Genomic DNA, 16,014 nt, shown 5'->3' with positions numbered 1-16,014 from the left:
CGTCACAGGTGACGGTCGGCGAAGGCCTTCATCGCGTCGCGGACGAGGACGGCACCTTCCGTGCCGCCGTAGCTGGCCGCGAACCTGGGGTCGGCCACGTACATCTCCGCGAGGCCGACGAAGTACTCCTTCGTCGGTCCTCCCGCGCCGCCCGGCGTGCCGGGGACACCGCGGAGCCACTCGAGCTGGCGCCGGGCGAGCGCCTGCGCCTCGGCGCTGTCCGGGGCGACGTGCCGTTCCGCCGCCGCTGTCCAGTCGGCGCCGAGCTGTGCCGCGCGGTGCTGCCAGGCCCTCTTCTCGTCCTCGCCCAGGCCGCGCCACCACCGGTCACCGGCGGCGTACGCGTCCTTGCCCCAGCGCTCCTCGACCTCGTCCTTGTACCGCGTGTGGTCGAAACCGTCGAACATCTCCTCTGCCACGAGCTGTTCACCTCCTTCCCGCTTCTCGATCGTGCGACGTACCGACGCGATCTGCCGGTCCACCCGGTCGCGCTCCTGCTCGAGGAGGGCGAGGTGGGTGTGCAGCGCCTCGGTGACGTCCTGTCCGCCGTCGAGCACGTCGGCGATCGCGGCGAGCGACAGGCCCAGCCCGCGCAGCAGCAGGATGCGCTGCAGGCGCACGAGCGCGTCCTCGTCGTAGTACCGCAGGCCGGCGTGACCCGTCCGGGACGGCGCGAGCAGCCCGATGTGCCCGTAGTGGCGCAGCGTGCGGCTCGTGGTGCCGGTGGCTCTGGTGATCTCGGTCATCGACCACTCCATGGCTCCTCCGTCCCTCGACCGGACCAGCATGCCGGTTGACGTCACGTCAACCGCAAGGGCCTGCAGCAGGGATGGCCGACGGCGGTCGGAGCGCCGGCCGAGGCCGTCCCGACGAACCCGGTGAACCGGACGTGTCCGGCTGGTGTACGCCCGTCCACAGCCTGAGGCGCGGGAGTGTGCGTATGTGCACAACCCTGTGGGTAACTTCGGTGGAAAACCTCTCGCCCGAGGGCGGCGCCGCCACCTCAGAGCGGGCGGACGTCGCCCGTCAGGTGCACCTCGCCGGACCGGCGGCCCCGCACCGCGAACCGCAGGCCGCCGGTGCTCGCCCGCTCGGCGGGCGCACGCCGTCGTCCACCCCCGCAAGCGGGTGGCGGCGGGCGGCCGTTACCCGGAGTGACGCGGGGTGCCGGCCGTTGACGCCGCACCCGGAGCGGCGCGGCGTAGGGTGGACGGTCGCCGGGCACGTGCCCGCCCCCAGGAGGAGAGACGTTTGCCCAGGAAGTGGTCCACCCAGACAGAGCTCGGCCGGCAGTTCGGGCTCACCGCCCGCCAGATCGGCGCCCACCTGACCGAGCTGGGCCTCAAGGACGGCGCCCGCGCCACGGAGAGGGCGGTCGCCGACGGGCTCGCCGCCGAGCGCACCCTGAAGGACGGCACCCCGTTCTACGTCTGGAACGGCGAGGAGATCACCTCGATGCTCACGGAACGCGGCCTGACGCCGGCCGCACCCGGCGCTCCCGCGCGGACCGGGAAGGCGGCGTTGTCGGCCGACCGGCCCCCGCGCCCCACCGACGGCTACGACACGGTCATCGCCACCGACGGATCGGCGCTCGGCAACCCCGGGCCGACGGGCTGGGCGTGGGTCGACCAGGGCACCGGCGAGTCCGGCTCCGGCGGTCTCCCGCACGGCACGAACAACATCGGCGAGCTGCTGGCGCTCCGGGAGGCGCTGCGTCACGTCGGCCCGGGGCCGAACCTGCTGATCCGCGCCGACTCCCAGTACGTCATCAACATCGCCACCAAGTGGGCGAAGGGCTGGAAACGGCGCGGCTGGCGCAAGGGGGACGGCAAGGTCCCGGAGAACCTCGAGCTGATCAAGGAGATCGACGCCCTCCTCGAGGCCCGGCGCGGCCGGACCGACTTCGAGTGGGTGCGCGGGCACACCGGTGACGAGCACAACGAACGTGCGGACGAGCTGGCGGTCGCGGCGGCGAAGGCGGCGTCCTCCGGAGGAACCTCCGCAAGGACGACGACGGGCGCGCGCACCGGGGGTCCTGCTGCCGCGATGACGGACGCGGCCGGCCCCGACGCTGCGGAGGAGCCGGCCACCCTCTGGTGACGTCTGCGGTGCCGGGCCGCCGCCGGCCGGTGGCGGGCGGCGGCGCGGCCGCCGTCACATCAGCGCGGGCATGACCTCGCGCTCGAACAGCTCGATCGAGTCCGTGGTGTAGGCGGCGTCGGGGAAGTAGAAGATCCCGTACGTCATGCCCTGCTCCTTCAACGCCGTCAGGTTCTCGACCACCTGCTCCGGCGTGCCGTACGCCGGCATGCCGCGGAACCCGCGCAGCTGCTTCTCGAGGTGGTCGTCGTCCAGATGGGGGCTGAGCCGTGCGGCCAGCTCCGCCGTGCGCTCCTCGACCTCCGCCTCGGTGGACCCGATGATCACGTTGTAGTTGGCCGACCGGGTGATCTGGTCGAAGTCGGTGCCCACCGCCGCGCAGTGCTCGCGCAGGATCTGGCTCTTGCGGGCGAACCCCTCGAGCGTGCCGTCGAAGTTGGTGTACCGGGCGTGCTGCGCGGCGATGCGGAGGGTGACCTTCTCGCCGCCACCAGCGATCCACAGCGGCACCCCGCCGGGCTGCAGGGGCAGCGGACGGCAGATGGCGCCGTCGACGTCGTAGTGCTCGCCGTGGAAGGTGGCGACCCCGTCGCGCCACGCCTGCTCGAAGATCTGCACGCCCTCGTCGAGCATCTTCAGGCGAACCCCGGCACGGGGGAAGCCGTAGCCGTACGCCCGCCACTCGTGCTCGTACCAGCCCGCGCCGATGCCCATCTCCAGGCGCCCACCGCTGATGTGGTCCACGGTGGCGGCGATCTTCGCCAGGTACATCGGGTTCCGGTAGGCCATGCAGGTGCACATCTGGCCGAGCCGCACGCGGTCGGTGCTCGCCGCGAGGCCCGCCATGAGGGACCACGCCTCGTGCGTCGCCTCCTCGCTGGGGACGGGGGTGGTGTGGAAGTGGTCGTAGACCCACACGGACTCCCACAGCTCACCGGCATCGGCCCGGCGCGCCAGCGACGCGATCGTCGGCCAGTGCTGCGAGTCGTCGATGCCCACGAGGTCGAAGCGCCAGCCCTGCGGGAGAAAGAGTCCGAATCTCATGGGCGACAGCGTAGGACCGTCGGACGACCTCCGCGTGCGGGGCCCGCGTGCTGCGCCGCTTCCGGACCTCCGGGACGGAAACCGGCTTCGGGACGCAACCTACGCGGGCGGTGGGCCGCCCCGCACCTGGCGGAGCCGCCGGTCCGCACGGGCGGTCAGCCGTCGGCGGGCCGCCAGCCCGAGCAGCGCGAGAACCACCACCGCGACGAGCGCCACGAGCGCCGGCAGCAGGACCGAGACCAGGACGAGGGCCACCGAGGAGGCGTCCTCGACGGCGGAGACGACCGGGGCGCCCGTACCGGCCGTCGCCGTGTTCACCAGGGGCCGGGCGGTCGCCTTGGTGAGATGGATCGCCAGGGCGAGGAGCACCCCGAGCAGGACGGGCACCCACCGCCAGTCCTGCGCCAGCGTGCCCGGGTCGGTCACCGCCGCTGTCTCGGAGGCGGACCCGGCCGCGAACACGACGCCGCCCGCGGCGGGGCGCACGAGCGTCTGCAGGGCGTCGTTGGCGGAGTCGACCACCGGGACCTTGTCGGCGACCACCTCGGTCAGGAGCAGCACCGCGAGGATCACGAGCGCCGGCGTGCTCTCGAGCCACTGCCAGCCCTCCGGGAGGGCCAGGAGGCCGGTGAACCGGGAGAGCAGGCCCAGCCCGACCAGCGGCACGTAGGCGTTGAGGCCGGCGGCCATCGCCAGCCCGGACCCTGTCAGCAGCTCGAGCACGGGAGCAGGGTCCCACGCCCGGGTCCCGGGCGCGCCCAGGAGGCCGCCGCCGTCGTCGTGGGCAGGCCCCGACGGGGACTCCCTGGCCGGGCGGGCCGCTTAGGCTGGGGCGGTGAGCACCCGGACCCCCCACAGCCGAACCGGCGACGAGGTCGCCGAGCGGGTGTGGACGGTCCCGAACGTCATCTCGGGCGTCCGCCTGCTGCTCGTCCCGGTCTTCGCGGTGCTGATCTTCACCGAGCAGGACGCCGCCGCCATCGTGGTCCTGGTGGTGGCGGGGGCCAGCGACTGGCTCGACGGCGTCGTCGCCCGCCGCTTTCGCCAGACCAGCCGCCTGGGACAGCTCCTCGACCCCGCGGCCGACCGGCTGTACATCTTCGTCACTCTCATGGGCCTGGCGTGGCGCGACCTCGTGCCGTGGTGGCTCGTGCTCGTCATCGTCCTGCGCGACGTCGTCCTCGCGTGCCTGCTGCCCGTGCTCAACCGGCACGGGTACGGCCCGCTGCCGGTGCACCTCGCCGGCAAGGCGGGGACGTTCGCGCTCATGTACGCCTTCCCCCTGCTGCTGCTGGCGAACGTGCCCGGCCTCGTGGGCACGGTGGCGTGGACCGTCGGCTGGGCCAGCGCGTGGTGGGGGGTCGGGCTGTACTGGGTGGCGGCGCTGCTCTACGTCGAGCAGGTGCTGCGTATCGTGCGGGCGGACCGCGGGCGTTCCCGGACGTGAGCGCGAACCGCACCAGCGACGGCGGCACCCCTGTCGCCCCTTCCCCGCCCCCGGGGCCGGGAGCCAGGCCGAGGCGGCCGGACGAGTCGATGTCGCTCCTGCGCGACCTGCTGGACAACCCCCTCGACGCGGGCTACCACGACGTGGCGTCCCGTCCGCGCGAGCCCCGAGCCGCACCGGCGTGGTGGCGCAGGGGGGGTCGTGGTGGTGCTCTGCGTCGTGATCGGCATGGGAGGGGTGTGGGCGACCAAGGCGCTCCGGGCCCCGCAGTCCGGCTTCCTCCCGGCGCGCGTGCTCCTGGTCCAGCAGATCCGCGAACGCGCAGCCGAGGGAGACGCGCTGCGGGCGTCCAACGCCGAGCGCAGCGCCGAGATCGAGCGGCTGCGTGACGCCGAGCTGTCCGGGGCCGGCGCCGACCTGCTGGCACAGGTACGGGGCCTGGGTGTCGCGTCCGGCCACGTGGCGGTCTCCGGCCCGGGGATCGTCGTCACGCTCGAGGACTCCCCGGCCGCGCAGCGCGGCGTCGTCGGCGCGGAGGACGAGCGGGTGACCGACGTCGACCTCCAGGTGCTCGTGAACTCCCTGTGGGCGAGCGGTGCCGAGGCGATCGCGATCAACGGGCAGCGGCTCGGGTCGACGACGGCGGTCCGCACCGCCGGGGAGGCCGTTCTCGTCAACCTCGAGCCGGTCGTCTCCCCGTACGTCGTCGAGGTCGTCGGCGATCCTGACGAGCTGCAGACGCGGCTGGCCCGGACACCCGCGAGCACGCACCTCGGGGTGCTCCGCGGCACGTACTCCATCGGGGCGGAGGTCCGGGAGGCGGACGACCTGCAGCTCGAGGCGCTGCCTCAGCTCACACCTCAGCTGGCAGAACCCGTCGAGAGCGACGTCGGCGGGGCCGTTTCACCGCCGTCGCAGGATGTGCCACCCTCGGGTGACAGCACGGCGGTGGACGACCGGGGACGGCCGGCAGAGGAGGAGGTGCGCTGAGTGCTTGCTCTGCTCGGACTCGCCGTGGGAGTGCTCGTCGGGGTGTTCTTCGAACCCACCGTGCCCATCTTCCTGCAGCCCTACCTGCCCATCGCGGTCATCGCAGCTCTCGACGCGCTGTTCGGCGGCCTGCGGGCGCGTCTGGACGGGCTGTTCAACGAGAGAGTCTTCGTCGTCTCCTTCGTCTTCAACGTGCTCGTCGCCGCGTTCATCGTCTGGCTCGGCGACCAGCTCGGGGTGGGGACGCAGCTGAGCACCGCCGTCGTCGTCGTGCTCGGCATCCGGATCTTCTCCAACGTCGCCGCCATCCGCCGGCACGTCTTCCGCGCATGAGCACCTCGGGGCGGGGCCGGGGGAGCGGCGGACCGGAGGACGCGGGGACGCGCCCGGACGGCGCCGCGTCCACGGGTGGTGAGACTGGTCCCGGACCGGTCGGGCGGGCGGACGGCGCCCCGGACCAGGACCGGACCGGGCAGGCGGGTGCGTTGGAGCCGCGCTGCCAGGGGCTGTGCGGGTCGCAGAAGTACACCGGCAGGTCGGTGGCGAAGGTGATCTCGGCGTGGCGGGCCATCTCCCGGCCCTGGTCCCAGGTCAGCGAGCGGCGCAGCTGCTCGGGCAGGGTGCGCATGGCCTTGACGATCGCGTCCCTGACCGCGACGGCGCCGTGTCCGTCGGGCAGGTGCAGCAGCATCACGAACCGGGTGGTGCGCTCGACCAGGGTCCCGATCGCCGAGCCGTTGGCGGTGCCGGTGATCAGGTCGCCCTCCCAGTGCCCGGGCACGGCCCGGTCGGCGGCCTCGGCGGGACGCTCGGAGATCAGCACCATGTCGGGGATCTGGCCGCGCTGGGCGGTGGCCCGCCGCCCGCGGGGCCGGCGGGCCGCCCGGCCGGTGCGCAGGCAGGCGTGCAGCTCCTTGCGCAGCGCCCCGCGCCCCTGGACGAAGATGGCCTGGTAGATCGCCTCGTGGCTGACGCGCATGGACCCATCGTCGGGGAAGTCCGCGCGCAGGCGCCTGGTGATCTGCTGCGGGCTCCAGCCCAGGCCCAGCTTGGCCTCGACGTAGGCGCGCAGCCGGGGGGTGGCTGGCGAGCTTGGCCGGCTTGGGGCGCCGGGCCCGCTCGTCGGCCTTGGCCTGGGCCAGGTGCGCCCGGTAGGGATGGGGGTGCCGGGCGGCCCGGTTACGGGCCAGCTCCCGGCTGACCGTGCTGGCGGCACGCCCCAGCGCCCGGGCGATCTGCCGCACCCCCTCGCCCGCGGCGCGCCGTACCGCGATCTCGTCCCGCTCCTGCACGCACAGACGGCGTCCCGTGGGCTCGCCGAGGAGTAACGGACACACCCCGCCAGCCTCGGCCAACCACGTGCGTGCCCCCTCGCGTGACACGCCCGCGGCCGCCGCCGCCGACTCGAACGTCCAGTCCCCGGCCCGGATCGCCCGCCAGAACGCCCTGCGCCCCGGGACCCACACCATCGGACGCGGCACCCGCACCACCTCTTCTCATCGAGGTGTTGCGTGGACCCCTTGAGACCGCCCGTCATCTTCTCCGCGAGCCGTCATCTTCTCCGTGAGCCGTCATCTTCTCCGTGAGCCGTCATCTTCCCCGGGGATCTCATCGGCTTCCAGCAGCGTCCCAACGACGGCGTGACGGCTCCATCCTCAGACCCAGGGCCTCGATGACAGTCGCTTCGACGACCGGTTGTCGGCCCAGCACGTGGCCGGCGTGGAAGGCGTAGGCGGTCCACCCCCAGCGCCGCTCGATGTCGGTTCGCCGCCGCTCGTCGTGGCAGCTCTGCTCCGTCGTCGCGCGGTGGTGCTGCTCGCCGTCGAACTCCAGCGCGACCATGACCGCGTGGTAGCCCATGTCCAGGCGGTAGTTCTCTCGTCCCGTCTCGTCGAACAATCGAATCTGGAGGTCCGGAAGCGGTAGCCCGGCCTCGTGGATCCGCAAGCGCGTCCAGGACTCGCCGGGCAGCTCCGCCCGTGGGTCGGCGAGCGCGAGCACCGAACGGGCGCGTGCGATCCAACGGCGTCCCGCCAGGGCCTGGATCCGCTCTGAGATCTCGTCCAGGCTTAGGAGCCGCCGGTGGCTGAACATGTCCAGAGCGGCCAGGCCCATGTACCTCTCGGTGTAACGGGCGAGATCGAGCGCCGTGCGCGCGGGCGACGTCACCGGCACGCCGTGCACCGTGACAATGTCTCCGGCTGGAAGATCGGCGAGGTAGCCACGCAGACCGGGCCGGCGGACCGCATTCAGCAACAGCTCCGAGTCGCTGACGCACTCCAGCAGCGGCGCCTCCCGGTAGCGGTCCGGCGGGCGCACGTCGACGCCGTGCAGCCAGGCAGCCGCCTCCCTTGCCAGTGCCGCGCCGTCGGGCAGCAGCAGCCCCACGGCGCGCGCCCGCTCCCGGACGTCCGCCGCGGCCGCGGCGGAGAGGTAGACGCCTTGGAAGGGGCGCACCAGGGTGCCCTGCTCGACAAGATCGGTCAGGTCGTTGGCGCTGAAGCCGGCAGCTCGCGCTGCCGTGATGGTGATCGGCTGGTCGGGCGCGAGGAGGTCCATCGCGCCAGCATCGACCGTGTACGACCCGGACCGACGGCGGCAGTGACGCTTCTGTGGATCGGTGGTGGCTGTGGATGACGGACCGGGCCGAGCTCCTGAACCCACCGAGACATCTCGGGACGGTTTGACTTCTCGCGGAGTGGATGACGTCTCACGGAGGATCTGACATCTCAAGGAAGATTTGACGTCTCGCGGAGAAGTTGACATCTCGCGACCTGGGGCGTGCCGTGTTGGGGCGCCCGCGCCGCGTCGACTAGCGTGGCGGGGGTGAGAAGCGAGCAGCCAGGCCTGATCCCGGAGGGCGCCGTGGGCACCATGCCCGACGCCGACGTCGACTTCCCGGTCCCCGCCCCGCTCGACGGTCACGGGCCCGCCCGCATCATCGCGATGTGCAACCAGAAGGGCGGCGTCGGAAAGACCACCACCACGATCAACCTCGGCGCGGCGCTGGCCGAGTACGGCCGCCGCGTCCTCATCGTCGACTTCGACCCGCAGGGCGCCGCCTCCGCCGGGCTGGGCATCAACGCCCACGAGCTCGACCGCACCATCTACAACCTGATGATGGAGCCGCGCGCCGACGTGCGGGAGATCATCGAGCACACCGACGTCGAGGGCCTCGACGTCGTGCCCGCCAACATCGACCTCTCCGCCGCCGAGGTGCAGCTGGTCTCCGAGGTCGCCCGCGAGCAGGCGCTCGCGCGGGTGCTGCGCCCAGTGCTCGACGACTACGACGTCATCCTCATCGACTGCCAGCCCTCGCTCGGCCTGCTGACCGTCAACGCCCTGACGGCCGCGCACGGCGTGCTCATCCCGCTCGAGGCGGAGTTCTTCGCCCTGCGCGGCGTGGCCCTGCTCGTCGAGAGCATCGAGCGCGTGCAGGACCGCATCAACCCTCGGCTGCGCATCGACGGCATCCTCGCCACGATGGTCGACCTGCGCACCCTGCACTCCCGCGAGGTCATCGACCGCGTCCGCGAGGCGTTCGGCGAGAAGGTGTACACCACCATGATTTCCCGCACGGTGAAGTTCCCCCGACGCCTCCGTCGCGACCGAGCCGATCACCACCTACGCCCCGAACCACCCCCGGTGCGGAGGCCTACCGTCGCCTGGCCCGCGAGCTCGTCGCCCGCGGCGACTCGGCCTGACGACGGCGATGCCGCCAGCGGACCCGGCGCGCCCGCGAGCACGTCCGTCCCGGACGGAGCCCCGCCCGGGCCGCGGGCCGGCGTGGGCTCCTTCGCCGTCACGCTGCACAACTTCGAGGGCCCGTTCGACCTGCTGCTCTCGCTCATCGCCAAGCACCGCCTGGACATCACCGAGGTGGCCCTGGCCGAGGTGACCGACGACTTCATCGCCCACATCTCCGCCCAGACCGACTGGGACCTCGGGCAGGCCAGCGAGTTCCTCGTCATCGCCGCCACCCTCCTCGACCTCAAGGCCGCCCGGCTCCTGCCGCGCGGCTCCGTCGAGGACGACGACGACCTCGAGCTGCTCGAGGCCCGCGACCTCCTCTTCGCGCGCCTGCTGCAGTACCGCGCGTTCAAGCAGGTGGCCGCCTATCTCGGCGAGGAGTGGGGCGCGAACGCCCGGTCCTACCCGCGCAGCGTGCCGCTGGAGCCGCAGTTCGCGGCCCTGCTCCCCGAGCTCGTCCTGCAGGTCGGCCCGGACGAGCTCGCCCGGCTCGCCGTGGTTCGCGAGTCGGTCGCGCACCTCATCGCTGACCTCGTGCTGCGCCGCGAGTCGGGAAGCGCCGCCGCCGGCCTCGGTAATGGCGCGTTCGGCGAGCCGCAGCTCTTCGGTCTGCGTGGTATCGGCCGGAAACCGCGCCCACCGTACGACAGCGGGCAGAAGTGGCCCTTGAAGGACCAGCGTCATGACGATGACCCCGGCGGCCACGAAGATGATGTCGTCCCGGCCCGGGAACGGTTGGCCGTCTGCCAGCGTCGTCGGCACGGACAGGGCGGAGCGGCCGACGACGCCCTCGAGGCGGACGGACGCCTGGACGTGGCTGAGCGAGTCGCCGCCGTGCTGGACGAAGGTCCGGTCGAGGTCGACGGCGTCGAGCCCCAGGACCTCGCCCACGGCCGCGGCGACGCTGACGGCCTGCGTGGGGCTGGCGCCGACCGACTCCGCGGTGCGCAGCCGGGTCCTCTCGCACGCCTGGGGAGAGCCGCCGCGCACGAGGGCCGCGCACCCGAGGCGGTCCACCTTGCCGCTGGTCAGGCGCGGCAGTGGGACGACGGCGACCGCGACCGCGGCGGGACCGAGACCGGAGGCCTCGCCGGCGAGGCGTCGCGCGTGGGCTGCCGTCTCGACGGCGCTGCTGCCCTCGCGCGGTTCCACGGCCACGTAGAGACCGGTCTCGTCACCACCCACGCACGGCACGAGCCCGGAGGACTCGAGGGCGGCCTCCACGCCGGCGAGGTCGATGCGCAGGCCCATGACCTTGACGAAACCGGACCTCCGTCCCGTCAGCCGCAGCAGTCCGTCCGGGCCCACGCGCCCCAGGTCGCCGGTGCGCAGCTCGGTGAGCATGGCGCCGAGCGCGAGGTCGTCGGGGTGCTCGGCGTAGCCCATCATGACGCCGGGGCCGCGGACGACCACCTCGCCGGTCCCCGCGGTCGCCTCGGGCACGGTGGTGTCGAGCTGCAGGGAGGTCCCGGCCACCGGGCGGCCCACGGCGTCGGGGTGGTCGGCGACGAGCGCGGGGTCGAGCACGCAGATCCGGGCCGTCGCCTCCGTCTGGCCGTACATCACCGCGAGCTCCCAGCCGTGCTCGCGGCCGCGTGCGGCGGTGCGCAGGACACGTTCCCGGTGCATACGCCCGCCGGCCTGGGCGAGCAGGCGCAGCGAGGGGTGCGGCCGGTCGAGCGCGCCGGTGGACTCCATGAGCTCGACCATGTGCGGCACGACCGCGAGCGTGGTGACGCCCAGGTCGTCGATCGCGTCCCACAGGGAGTCGCCCATGACCGAGCCGTCGTGCAGCACCACGGAGGCGCCGGCGAGCAGGTGCGAGTGGAGCACCGACAGCCCGAAGCAGTAGTGGAGGGGGGAGGCTGGTGACGGCACGGTCGGTGTCGGAGATGCGCAGCGCCTCGGCGATGGCCGCCGCGTTGCTGACGACGTTGCGGTGGGAGAGCCGCACCAGCTTGGGGGGATCCGGTGCTGCCGGAGGTGCTCAGCAGGAGCGCGAGCTCCGGGTGCAGGAGATGGCGCGGGGACGACGACGTCGTCTCGAACGGCTGCTCGGGGTCGCCGGTCGCGGTGATATCGGGCGGGTACCGGTCGAGGATGGCGGTGGAGCGGGCGTTCTCCGGGGTCAGCAGGACGACGTGGCCGGCGTCGAGGGTCGCGAGGTACGCCGTCACGCTCGCGAGATCCGGGCGCAGCGGCAGATGCACCAGACGCCGCCCCTCGGCTGCGTCCGGGAGCCGCCCCGCGAGGTCCCCCACCCGGGCACGCAGCTCGTCGTGCGTGACAAGCTCCCCCCGACGGCGTGAGCAGCGCCGGGCGCCCTCGCGCACCTGCCGCGGGCCGGGGCAGCAGCGTGCCACCTGGGCCCGGGAGAACGGGTGCAGCGAGGGTCGTCACGACGGGTGAGGCTAGCCTTACCCATATAGATCACACAACCATGAGGTTATTCGGTGTCCGTTGAGGTGTGGTGGTCCTCCCTCGCCGCGGCCGACCACGGTCTGATCACCGTGCTCGACGTGACAGAGCGGGCGCGGGTCGACTCGCTGGAGCGTCCCGCCGACCGCGGCCGCTCCCTGGTCGGTGCGGCACTGCTCCGCGTGGCGGTCGCCGCCCACCTCGGGATTCGGCCCGCGCAGGTGGTGGTGGACCGGACCTGCACAGAATGTGGTCAGCCTCATGGGGCTCCGACGATCGTCGGGCCCGGTGCGCCCGGTCCCTGGGTCTCCGTCTCGCACTCCGGCCTGCTCGTCGTCGTTGCCGTCAGCCCGCACGTGCCCGTCGGCGTCGACGTCCAGCGGGAGTCCGACATGCCGGACCCCCGGACGGTCCGGGAGTGGGTGCGCGGAGAGGCCGAGCTCAAGGCGCGCACCGCCGCACTGGTGCGACGTCGGTCCTTCTCGCGACCGGTTGCGGCGGAGGTCGACCCCGTGACCGCTGAGCTGAGCACCCCGCTGCCCGGGTACGCCGCCGCCCTGACCGCCCTGGGCGAGCCGGGCGGGCAGCACGTCCACCGACACTGGGGTCCGCCGTCCTGAGCGGAACGGCTCCGGAGGGAGACGAGGAAGGCCCCGCACCATCTGGTGCGGGGCCTTCGGCCGTGGCTCCGACCGGCGTCGATCCGGTGACCTTTCGATTTTCAGTCGAACGCTCTACCAACTGAGCTACAGAGCCCTGACACGAACGCCCGGTCTCTCGACCGGGCGTCCGTACCGGCGACCCCGACGGGACTTGAACCCGCGACCTCCGCCGTGACAGGGCGGCGCGCTAACCAACTGCGCTACGGGGCCTCGTGTGAGGCGTGGAGCCTGGTACTGCTGTCGTGCTTCTCCTGCTGGTGGTGCGTACCCCCAACGGGATTCGAACCCGTGCTACCGCCGTGAAAGGGCGGGGTCCTAGGCCGCTAGACGATGGGGGCCCGTTACTGCTGTGGACGCCCGTGACGCCGGAGCGCCCCAAGACCTCGGACAGCATACGGGGAAGAAGCCTCCCGGAGCAAAGTCGGCAGGGTGTGCCGCTCGTCACTCGCGGTGTTCGCCCGGAACGGAGGCGCCGGTGCACGATGGAGCCGTGGTTGACATGTCGCGCGACGACTTCGAGGAGGCCGTCTCCGAGGCCCTGGACCTCATCCCGCTGGAGCTGGCCGAGAAGATGGACAACGTCGTGGTGCTCGTCGAGGACGAGCCCACCGCCGAGCAGCTCGCCGGGGAGGAGGACCTGCTGGGCATCTACGAGGGCACCCCGCTCACGGAGCGTGACTCCTGGTGGGCCGCCGGTTCCCTGCCCGACAGGATCACGATCTTCCGGGGCCCCACCCTGCGGCTGTGCGAGACCGAGGAGGAGGTCGTCGAGGAGGTCGCGGTGACGGTCGTCCACGAGGTCGCCCACCACTTCGGCATCGACGACGCCCGGCTGCACGAGCTCGGCTGGGCCTGACCGCACGGGCGCGGCCGGGCCTGGACGGTCAGACGGGCGCGTCGCCCTCGTCGTGGTTGATCTCGCCCGACGGCCGGTCGGAGCTGGTCGACATCACCGTGCCGGTGGCGACGTCCACCAGAGGCTCCCCCTCGCGGCCCTCGGCGGCCGACTGCGTGCCGTCGATCCGCGGGAGCGTGACCCCGGAGGCGTCCTCGACCGGCGCCCGCAGCATCGTCAGCGTCGCCCACCCGCGGGCCAGGAGATAGTGGTCGGTGCCCGGCTCGTCCTCCGCGTCCACCCCGGTGTACGACATCTGCACGTACCCAGTGCCCAGCTCCTTGACGCGCGCCTGCACCGCGCCGAAGCTGGCGAGGCCGGCGGGACGGATGCCGCGGAGGCGGTCCGGGGCGATGTCCGGGACGTTGACGTTCAGCACACGGTCGTCGACCGGCTGGTCCACGAGCCAGGCCAGCGCCTCGTCGGTGACCCGCCGGGCGGTGTCCCAGTGCTGGGGATCCCCGGAAGCGATCGAGACGGCCATCGCGCGGATGCCGTGGGAGGAGGCGGAGAGCGCGGCGCCCACGGTGCCGGAGTGCAGGATCGCCTTCCCCGTGTTCGCGCCGAGGTTGATCCCGCTCATGACGATGTCGGGCTTGTCACCGAAGGCGCCGAACGAGGCGACGAAACCGATGAGCCCCGGGGCCGCCTTGACGCCGAAGGCGTGCACCTCCGCCGGCAGGCCGGGCGGGCGCTTGTCCACGAACACGAGCTGGCCGTCCGCCTCCTGCGCGGTCAGCGCGGCGCTGGCACCGGAGTACTGCCGGTGAGGGGCGGCCACCACGACCTCGTGCCCCGCCGCCAGCGCCGCCTCGGCCAGGACCGTCAGGCCCGGCGACTCGATCCCGTCGTCGTTCGTGACGAGTACGCGCACGTCAGTCCAACTCCTCGATGCTGATCCGGCCCGCGAAACGTTCGATCTGGTCCCGTCGCCCGGTCCCCAGGCCACGCCGGGTGACGTTGAGGGCACCGGCGGCCGCGCCCAGCCGCACCGCGTCCGCCACCCCGAGGCCGCGCCCGAGGCCGACGGCGATTCCCGCCGTCATCGAGTCGCCCGCCCCGCGGTGGTCGAGCGGCGTGACGACCGGTCCGACGGCCCGGCTGGCGCCGTCGGGCGTGACGAGGAGGGCGGGCGCCTCGGCCCGGGAGACGACCATCGCCCCGACGCCCTCGGCCACCAGGCGCTCCGCGGCCGCCCGCAGGGAGGCGGTGTCGTCCTGGTCGGCGAACCCGGCGGCGACGACCTCCTCGTGGCTCATCTTCAGCACGGTCGGGCGCTCCTTCGCGGCCGCCCGCGCGGCCGAGGCGGAGAGGTCGGCGACCACGGGCTTGCCCGCGGAGCGCAGGTCGCGCACGATCCGGCCGAAGAACGTCGAAGGCACCACCGACGCCGGCTCCGCGCCGGTGACGACGAGGACGTCGGACTCCAGGGCGTCCACCAGGACCGTGCCGTACAGGTCGTCGAGCTCGTGACGGTTCAGCGCCGGGGGCGGCATGTGCGCCACCGTCTCGCGGTCGTCCCCGCGCAGGTCGAACACGTACGCGCCGTTGCCCGCGCTGTAGGTCACCGCGTGGATCGTCAGCTGGTCGGTGCTGAGCATCTGCGCGATGGCGGCCCCGAGCTCGCCGCCGAACGGTGCGCACACCGTCACGTCCGCACCGAGCGAGACCGCCATCCGCGCCACCCACAGCCCCTGCCCGCCGGGGTGGAGGTGGACGTCCGCGTGATCGCTCGGCTGCCCCGACTCCTCGTGGCCGGAGGCGATCTCCACCACCAGCAGGGGCGTCGGGGCGACGACGCAGATGCGCGGGCGGGCGGGGCCGCCGCCCGGGACGACGTCGGGGACCGGCGGCGAGGCGGGCGTCGCGACGGACCTCGCGCGCACCGGACCGGCGCCGGCGGCGAGGGCGGTGACGGCTGCGGTCGCGGCGTCGCGGGCGAGCGGCTCGTCGGCGAGGCGCGGCGGGACGACGCCGGAGAGGAACCGCTTGCGCGAGGCCCCCACCAGCACGGGGCGGCCGAGCTCGAGGAGGGCGTCGAGGTGGGCCAGCAGGGTCCAGTTGTGGGTCGCCTCCTTGGCGAAGCCGAGGCCCGGGTCCAGGACCACCTGGTCCTCGCGGACGCCGGCGGCGAGCGCCTGGTCGAGGCGTTCGGACAGCTCCGCGCAGACCTCGGCGACGACGTCGTCGTAGACGGCGAGCGAGTTCATGGTCTCGGGGGTCCCGCGCCAGTGCTGCAGGACGTAGACGACGCCGGTGCGGGCGACGGTGGCGGTCATCCGCGGGTCGTGCAGGCCGCCGGAGACGTCGTTGACGATCAGCGCACCGGCGTCGGTGACGGCCTCGGCGGTGGAGGCGTTGACGGTGTCGACGCTGACCACGACGCCCTCGCGGGCGAGGGTCTCGACGACGGGGAGCACCCGGGCGAGCTCCTGCTCCGGCGAGACGGACGCGGCTCCGGGACGCGTCGACTCGCCGCCGACGTCGACGATGTCGGCGCCCTGCGCGACGAGGTGGCGCGCGTGGGCGATCGCGACGTCGGTGTCGAACCACTGGCCCCCGTCGGAGAAGGAGTCCGGGGTGACGTTGACGACGCCCATCACCAGGGTGCGCCCCGGGTCGCGCAGCGCGTCGGGCAGGGGCCCCGGGCCTGCCGCGGCACGCCGGACCAGTCGCTCGCTCATCTCCCCAGGCTAGCCGTCGGCGCC

At 73.2% G+C, this 16,014-nt stretch carries 13 protein-coding genes, 3 tRNA genes and 4 pseudogenes; 9 read left to right on the top strand and 11 right to left on the bottom strand.

The features are described 5' to 3' along the window. Positions 1 to 2 precede the first annotated feature (2 nt). Positions 3 to 758 carry a MerR family transcriptional regulator gene (locus tag DA06_RS14865; protein WP_043501450.1) on the bottom strand — a complete coding sequence of 252 codons (756 nt, stop codon included), beginning with the start codon at positions 756 to 758 and terminating at the stop codon, positions 3 to 5. Positions 759 to 1,251: 493 nt separating this feature from the next. Between DA06_RS14865 and DA06_RS14860 the strand changes: the two genes are divergently transcribed. After that, entirely contained in the window at positions 1,252 to 2,100 is an 849-nt protein-coding gene (locus DA06_RS14860) for a ribonuclease H family protein (protein WP_418605356.1), read from the top strand. A gap of 54 nt (positions 2,101 to 2,154) precedes the next feature. Here the strand turns inward: DA06_RS14860 and DA06_RS14855 are convergent, their stop codons facing one another. Next, entirely contained in the window at positions 2,155 to 3,144 is a 990-nt protein-coding gene (locus tag DA06_RS14855; RefSeq protein ID WP_043501441.1) for an LLM class F420-dependent oxidoreductase, read from the bottom strand. A 99-nt stretch (positions 3,145 to 3,243) separates the two neighbouring features. Continuing rightward, positions 3,244 to 3,867 carry a DUF4126 domain-containing protein gene (locus tag DA06_RS14850; RefSeq protein ID WP_052436794.1) on the bottom strand — a complete coding sequence of 208 codons (624 nt, stop codon included), beginning with the start codon at positions 3,865 to 3,867 and terminating at the stop codon, positions 3,244 to 3,246. A 112-nt stretch (positions 3,868 to 3,979) separates the two neighbouring features. Here DA06_RS14850 and DA06_RS14845 point away from each other — a divergent pair, with 112 nt between their 5' ends. The 3 genes from DA06_RS14845 to DA06_RS14835 all read left to right on the top strand — a co-directional run bounded on the left by DA06_RS14845 (position 3,980) and on the right by DA06_RS14835 (position 5,914). Beyond that, positions 3,980 to 4,591 carry a CDP-alcohol phosphatidyltransferase family protein gene (locus DA06_RS14845; protein ID WP_052436793.1) on the top strand — a complete coding sequence of 204 codons (612 nt, stop codon included), beginning with the start codon at positions 3,980 to 3,982 and terminating at the stop codon, positions 4,589 to 4,591. A gap of 207 nt (positions 4,592 to 4,798) precedes the next feature. Further along, a complete protein-coding gene (locus tag DA06_RS14840; RefSeq protein WP_418605355.1) occupies positions 4,799 to 5,581 on the top strand; it encodes a DUF881 domain-containing protein in 783 nt (260 codons plus the stop codon). Continuing rightward, entirely contained in the window at positions 5,582 to 5,914 is a 333-nt protein-coding gene (locus tag DA06_RS14835) for a small basic family protein (RefSeq protein ID WP_043501438.1), read from the top strand. A 151-nt stretch (positions 5,915 to 6,065) separates the two neighbouring features. Here DA06_RS14835 and DA06_RS14830 read toward each other — a convergent pair. Then, positions 6,066 to 7,032 (bottom strand): annotated as a pseudogene (locus DA06_RS14830) (IS30 family transposase); the annotation flags it as partial. Positions 7,033 to 7,189: 157 nt separating this feature from the next. Further along, a complete protein-coding gene (locus tag DA06_RS14825) occupies positions 7,190 to 8,140 on the bottom strand; it encodes a type IV toxin-antitoxin system AbiEi family antitoxin (RefSeq protein WP_052436790.1) in 951 nt (316 codons plus the stop codon). Between the two features lie 315 nt (positions 8,141 to 8,455). Between DA06_RS14825 and DA06_RS14820 the strand changes: the two are divergent. Further along, positions 8,456 to 9,285: pseudogene (locus DA06_RS14820) on the top strand (ParA family protein). Then, positions 9,227 to 9,805: pseudogene (locus DA06_RS14815) on the top strand (segregation and condensation protein A); the annotation flags it as partial. The pseudogenes DA06_RS14820 and DA06_RS14815, both read left to right, overlap by 59 nt. A gap of 963 nt (positions 9,806 to 10,768) precedes the next feature. Here the strand turns inward: DA06_RS14815 and DA06_RS14810 are convergent. Further along, positions 10,769 to 11,164, bottom strand: a pseudogene (locus DA06_RS14810) (AMP-binding protein); the annotation flags it as partial. A gap of 35 nt (positions 11,165 to 11,199) precedes the next feature. Here DA06_RS14810 and DA06_RS14805 point away from each other — a divergent pair. Further along, positions 11,200 to 11,640 (top strand): hypothetical protein, encoded by a 441-nt coding sequence (locus tag DA06_RS14805; protein WP_418605354.1) that lies wholly within the window; start codon positions 11,200 to 11,202, stop codon positions 11,638 to 11,640. A 144-nt stretch (positions 11,641 to 11,784) separates the two neighbouring features. After that, positions 11,785 to 12,369 carry a hypothetical protein gene (locus DA06_RS14800; RefSeq protein ID WP_052436788.1) on the top strand — a complete coding sequence of 195 codons (585 nt, stop codon included), beginning with the start codon at positions 11,785 to 11,787 and terminating at the stop codon, positions 12,367 to 12,369. A 63-nt stretch (positions 12,370 to 12,432) separates the two neighbouring features. Here DA06_RS14800 and DA06_RS14795 read toward each other — a convergent pair. The 3 genes from DA06_RS14795 to DA06_RS14785 all read right to left on the bottom strand — a co-directional run bounded on the left by DA06_RS14795 (position 12,433) and on the right by DA06_RS14785 (position 12,749). Then, positions 12,433 to 12,505 (bottom strand) — tRNA-Phe (locus DA06_RS14795). A 42-nt stretch (positions 12,506 to 12,547) separates the two neighbouring features. Continuing rightward, positions 12,548 to 12,621: transfer RNA gene (locus DA06_RS14790), tRNA-Asp, on the bottom strand. A gap of 55 nt (positions 12,622 to 12,676) precedes the next feature. Beyond that, positions 12,677 to 12,749 (bottom strand) — tRNA-Glu (locus DA06_RS14785). Positions 12,750 to 12,910: 161 nt separating this feature from the next. Between DA06_RS14785 and DA06_RS14780 the strand changes: the two genes are divergently transcribed. After that, positions 12,911 to 13,267, top strand: a complete 357-nt coding sequence (locus DA06_RS14780) for a metallopeptidase family protein (protein WP_043501414.1) — start codon at positions 12,911 to 12,913, stop codon at positions 13,265 to 13,267. A gap of 28 nt (positions 13,268 to 13,295) precedes the next feature. Here DA06_RS14780 and surE read toward each other — a convergent pair whose 3' ends face one another. Together surE and folP are read right to left on the bottom strand one after the other, a co-directional pair. Continuing rightward, positions 13,296 to 14,180: a 5'/3'-nucleotidase SurE gene (gene surE / locus DA06_RS14775; protein ID WP_052436787.1), complete on the bottom strand. Its 885-nt coding sequence runs from the start codon at positions 14,178 to 14,180 to the stop codon at positions 13,296 to 13,298. A 1-nt stretch (position 14,181) separates the two neighbouring features. Then, positions 14,182 to 15,990: a dihydropteroate synthase gene (gene folP / locus DA06_RS14770; protein ID WP_418605353.1), complete on the bottom strand. Its 1,809-nt coding sequence runs from the start codon at positions 15,988 to 15,990 to the stop codon at positions 14,182 to 14,184. Positions 15,991 to 16,014 lie beyond the last annotated feature (24 nt).

The sequence above is a fragment of the Georgenia sp. SUBG003 genome (genome assembly GCF_000715355.2).
Taxonomy (GTDB): domain Bacteria; phylum Actinomycetota; class Actinomycetes; order Actinomycetales; family Actinomycetaceae; genus Georgenia.
Note: the sequence above shows the minus strand (reverse complement) of the source record. Positions and strands in the feature narration are given on the sequence as shown.

Coding starts and splice junctions, on each gene's coding strand:
- DA06_RS14865 (WP_043501450.1), bottom strand. CDS start 758: ATGGAGTGGTCGATGACCGAGATCACCAGAGCCACCGGCACCACGAGC.
- DA06_RS14855 (WP_043501441.1), bottom strand. CDS start 3,144: ATGAGATTCGGACTCTTTCTCCCGCAGGGCTGGCGCTTCGACCTCGTG.
- DA06_RS14825 (WP_052436790.1), bottom strand. CDS start 8,140: ATGGACCTCCTCGCGCCCGACCAGCCGATCACCATCACGGCAGCGCGA.
- DA06_RS14780 (WP_043501414.1), top strand. CDS start 12,911: ATGTCGCGCGACGACTTCGAGGAGGCCGTCTCCGAGGCCCTGGACCTC.
- folP (WP_418605353.1), bottom strand. CDS start 15,990: ATGAGCGAGCGACTGGTCCGGCGTGCCGCGGCAGGCCCGGGGCCCCTG.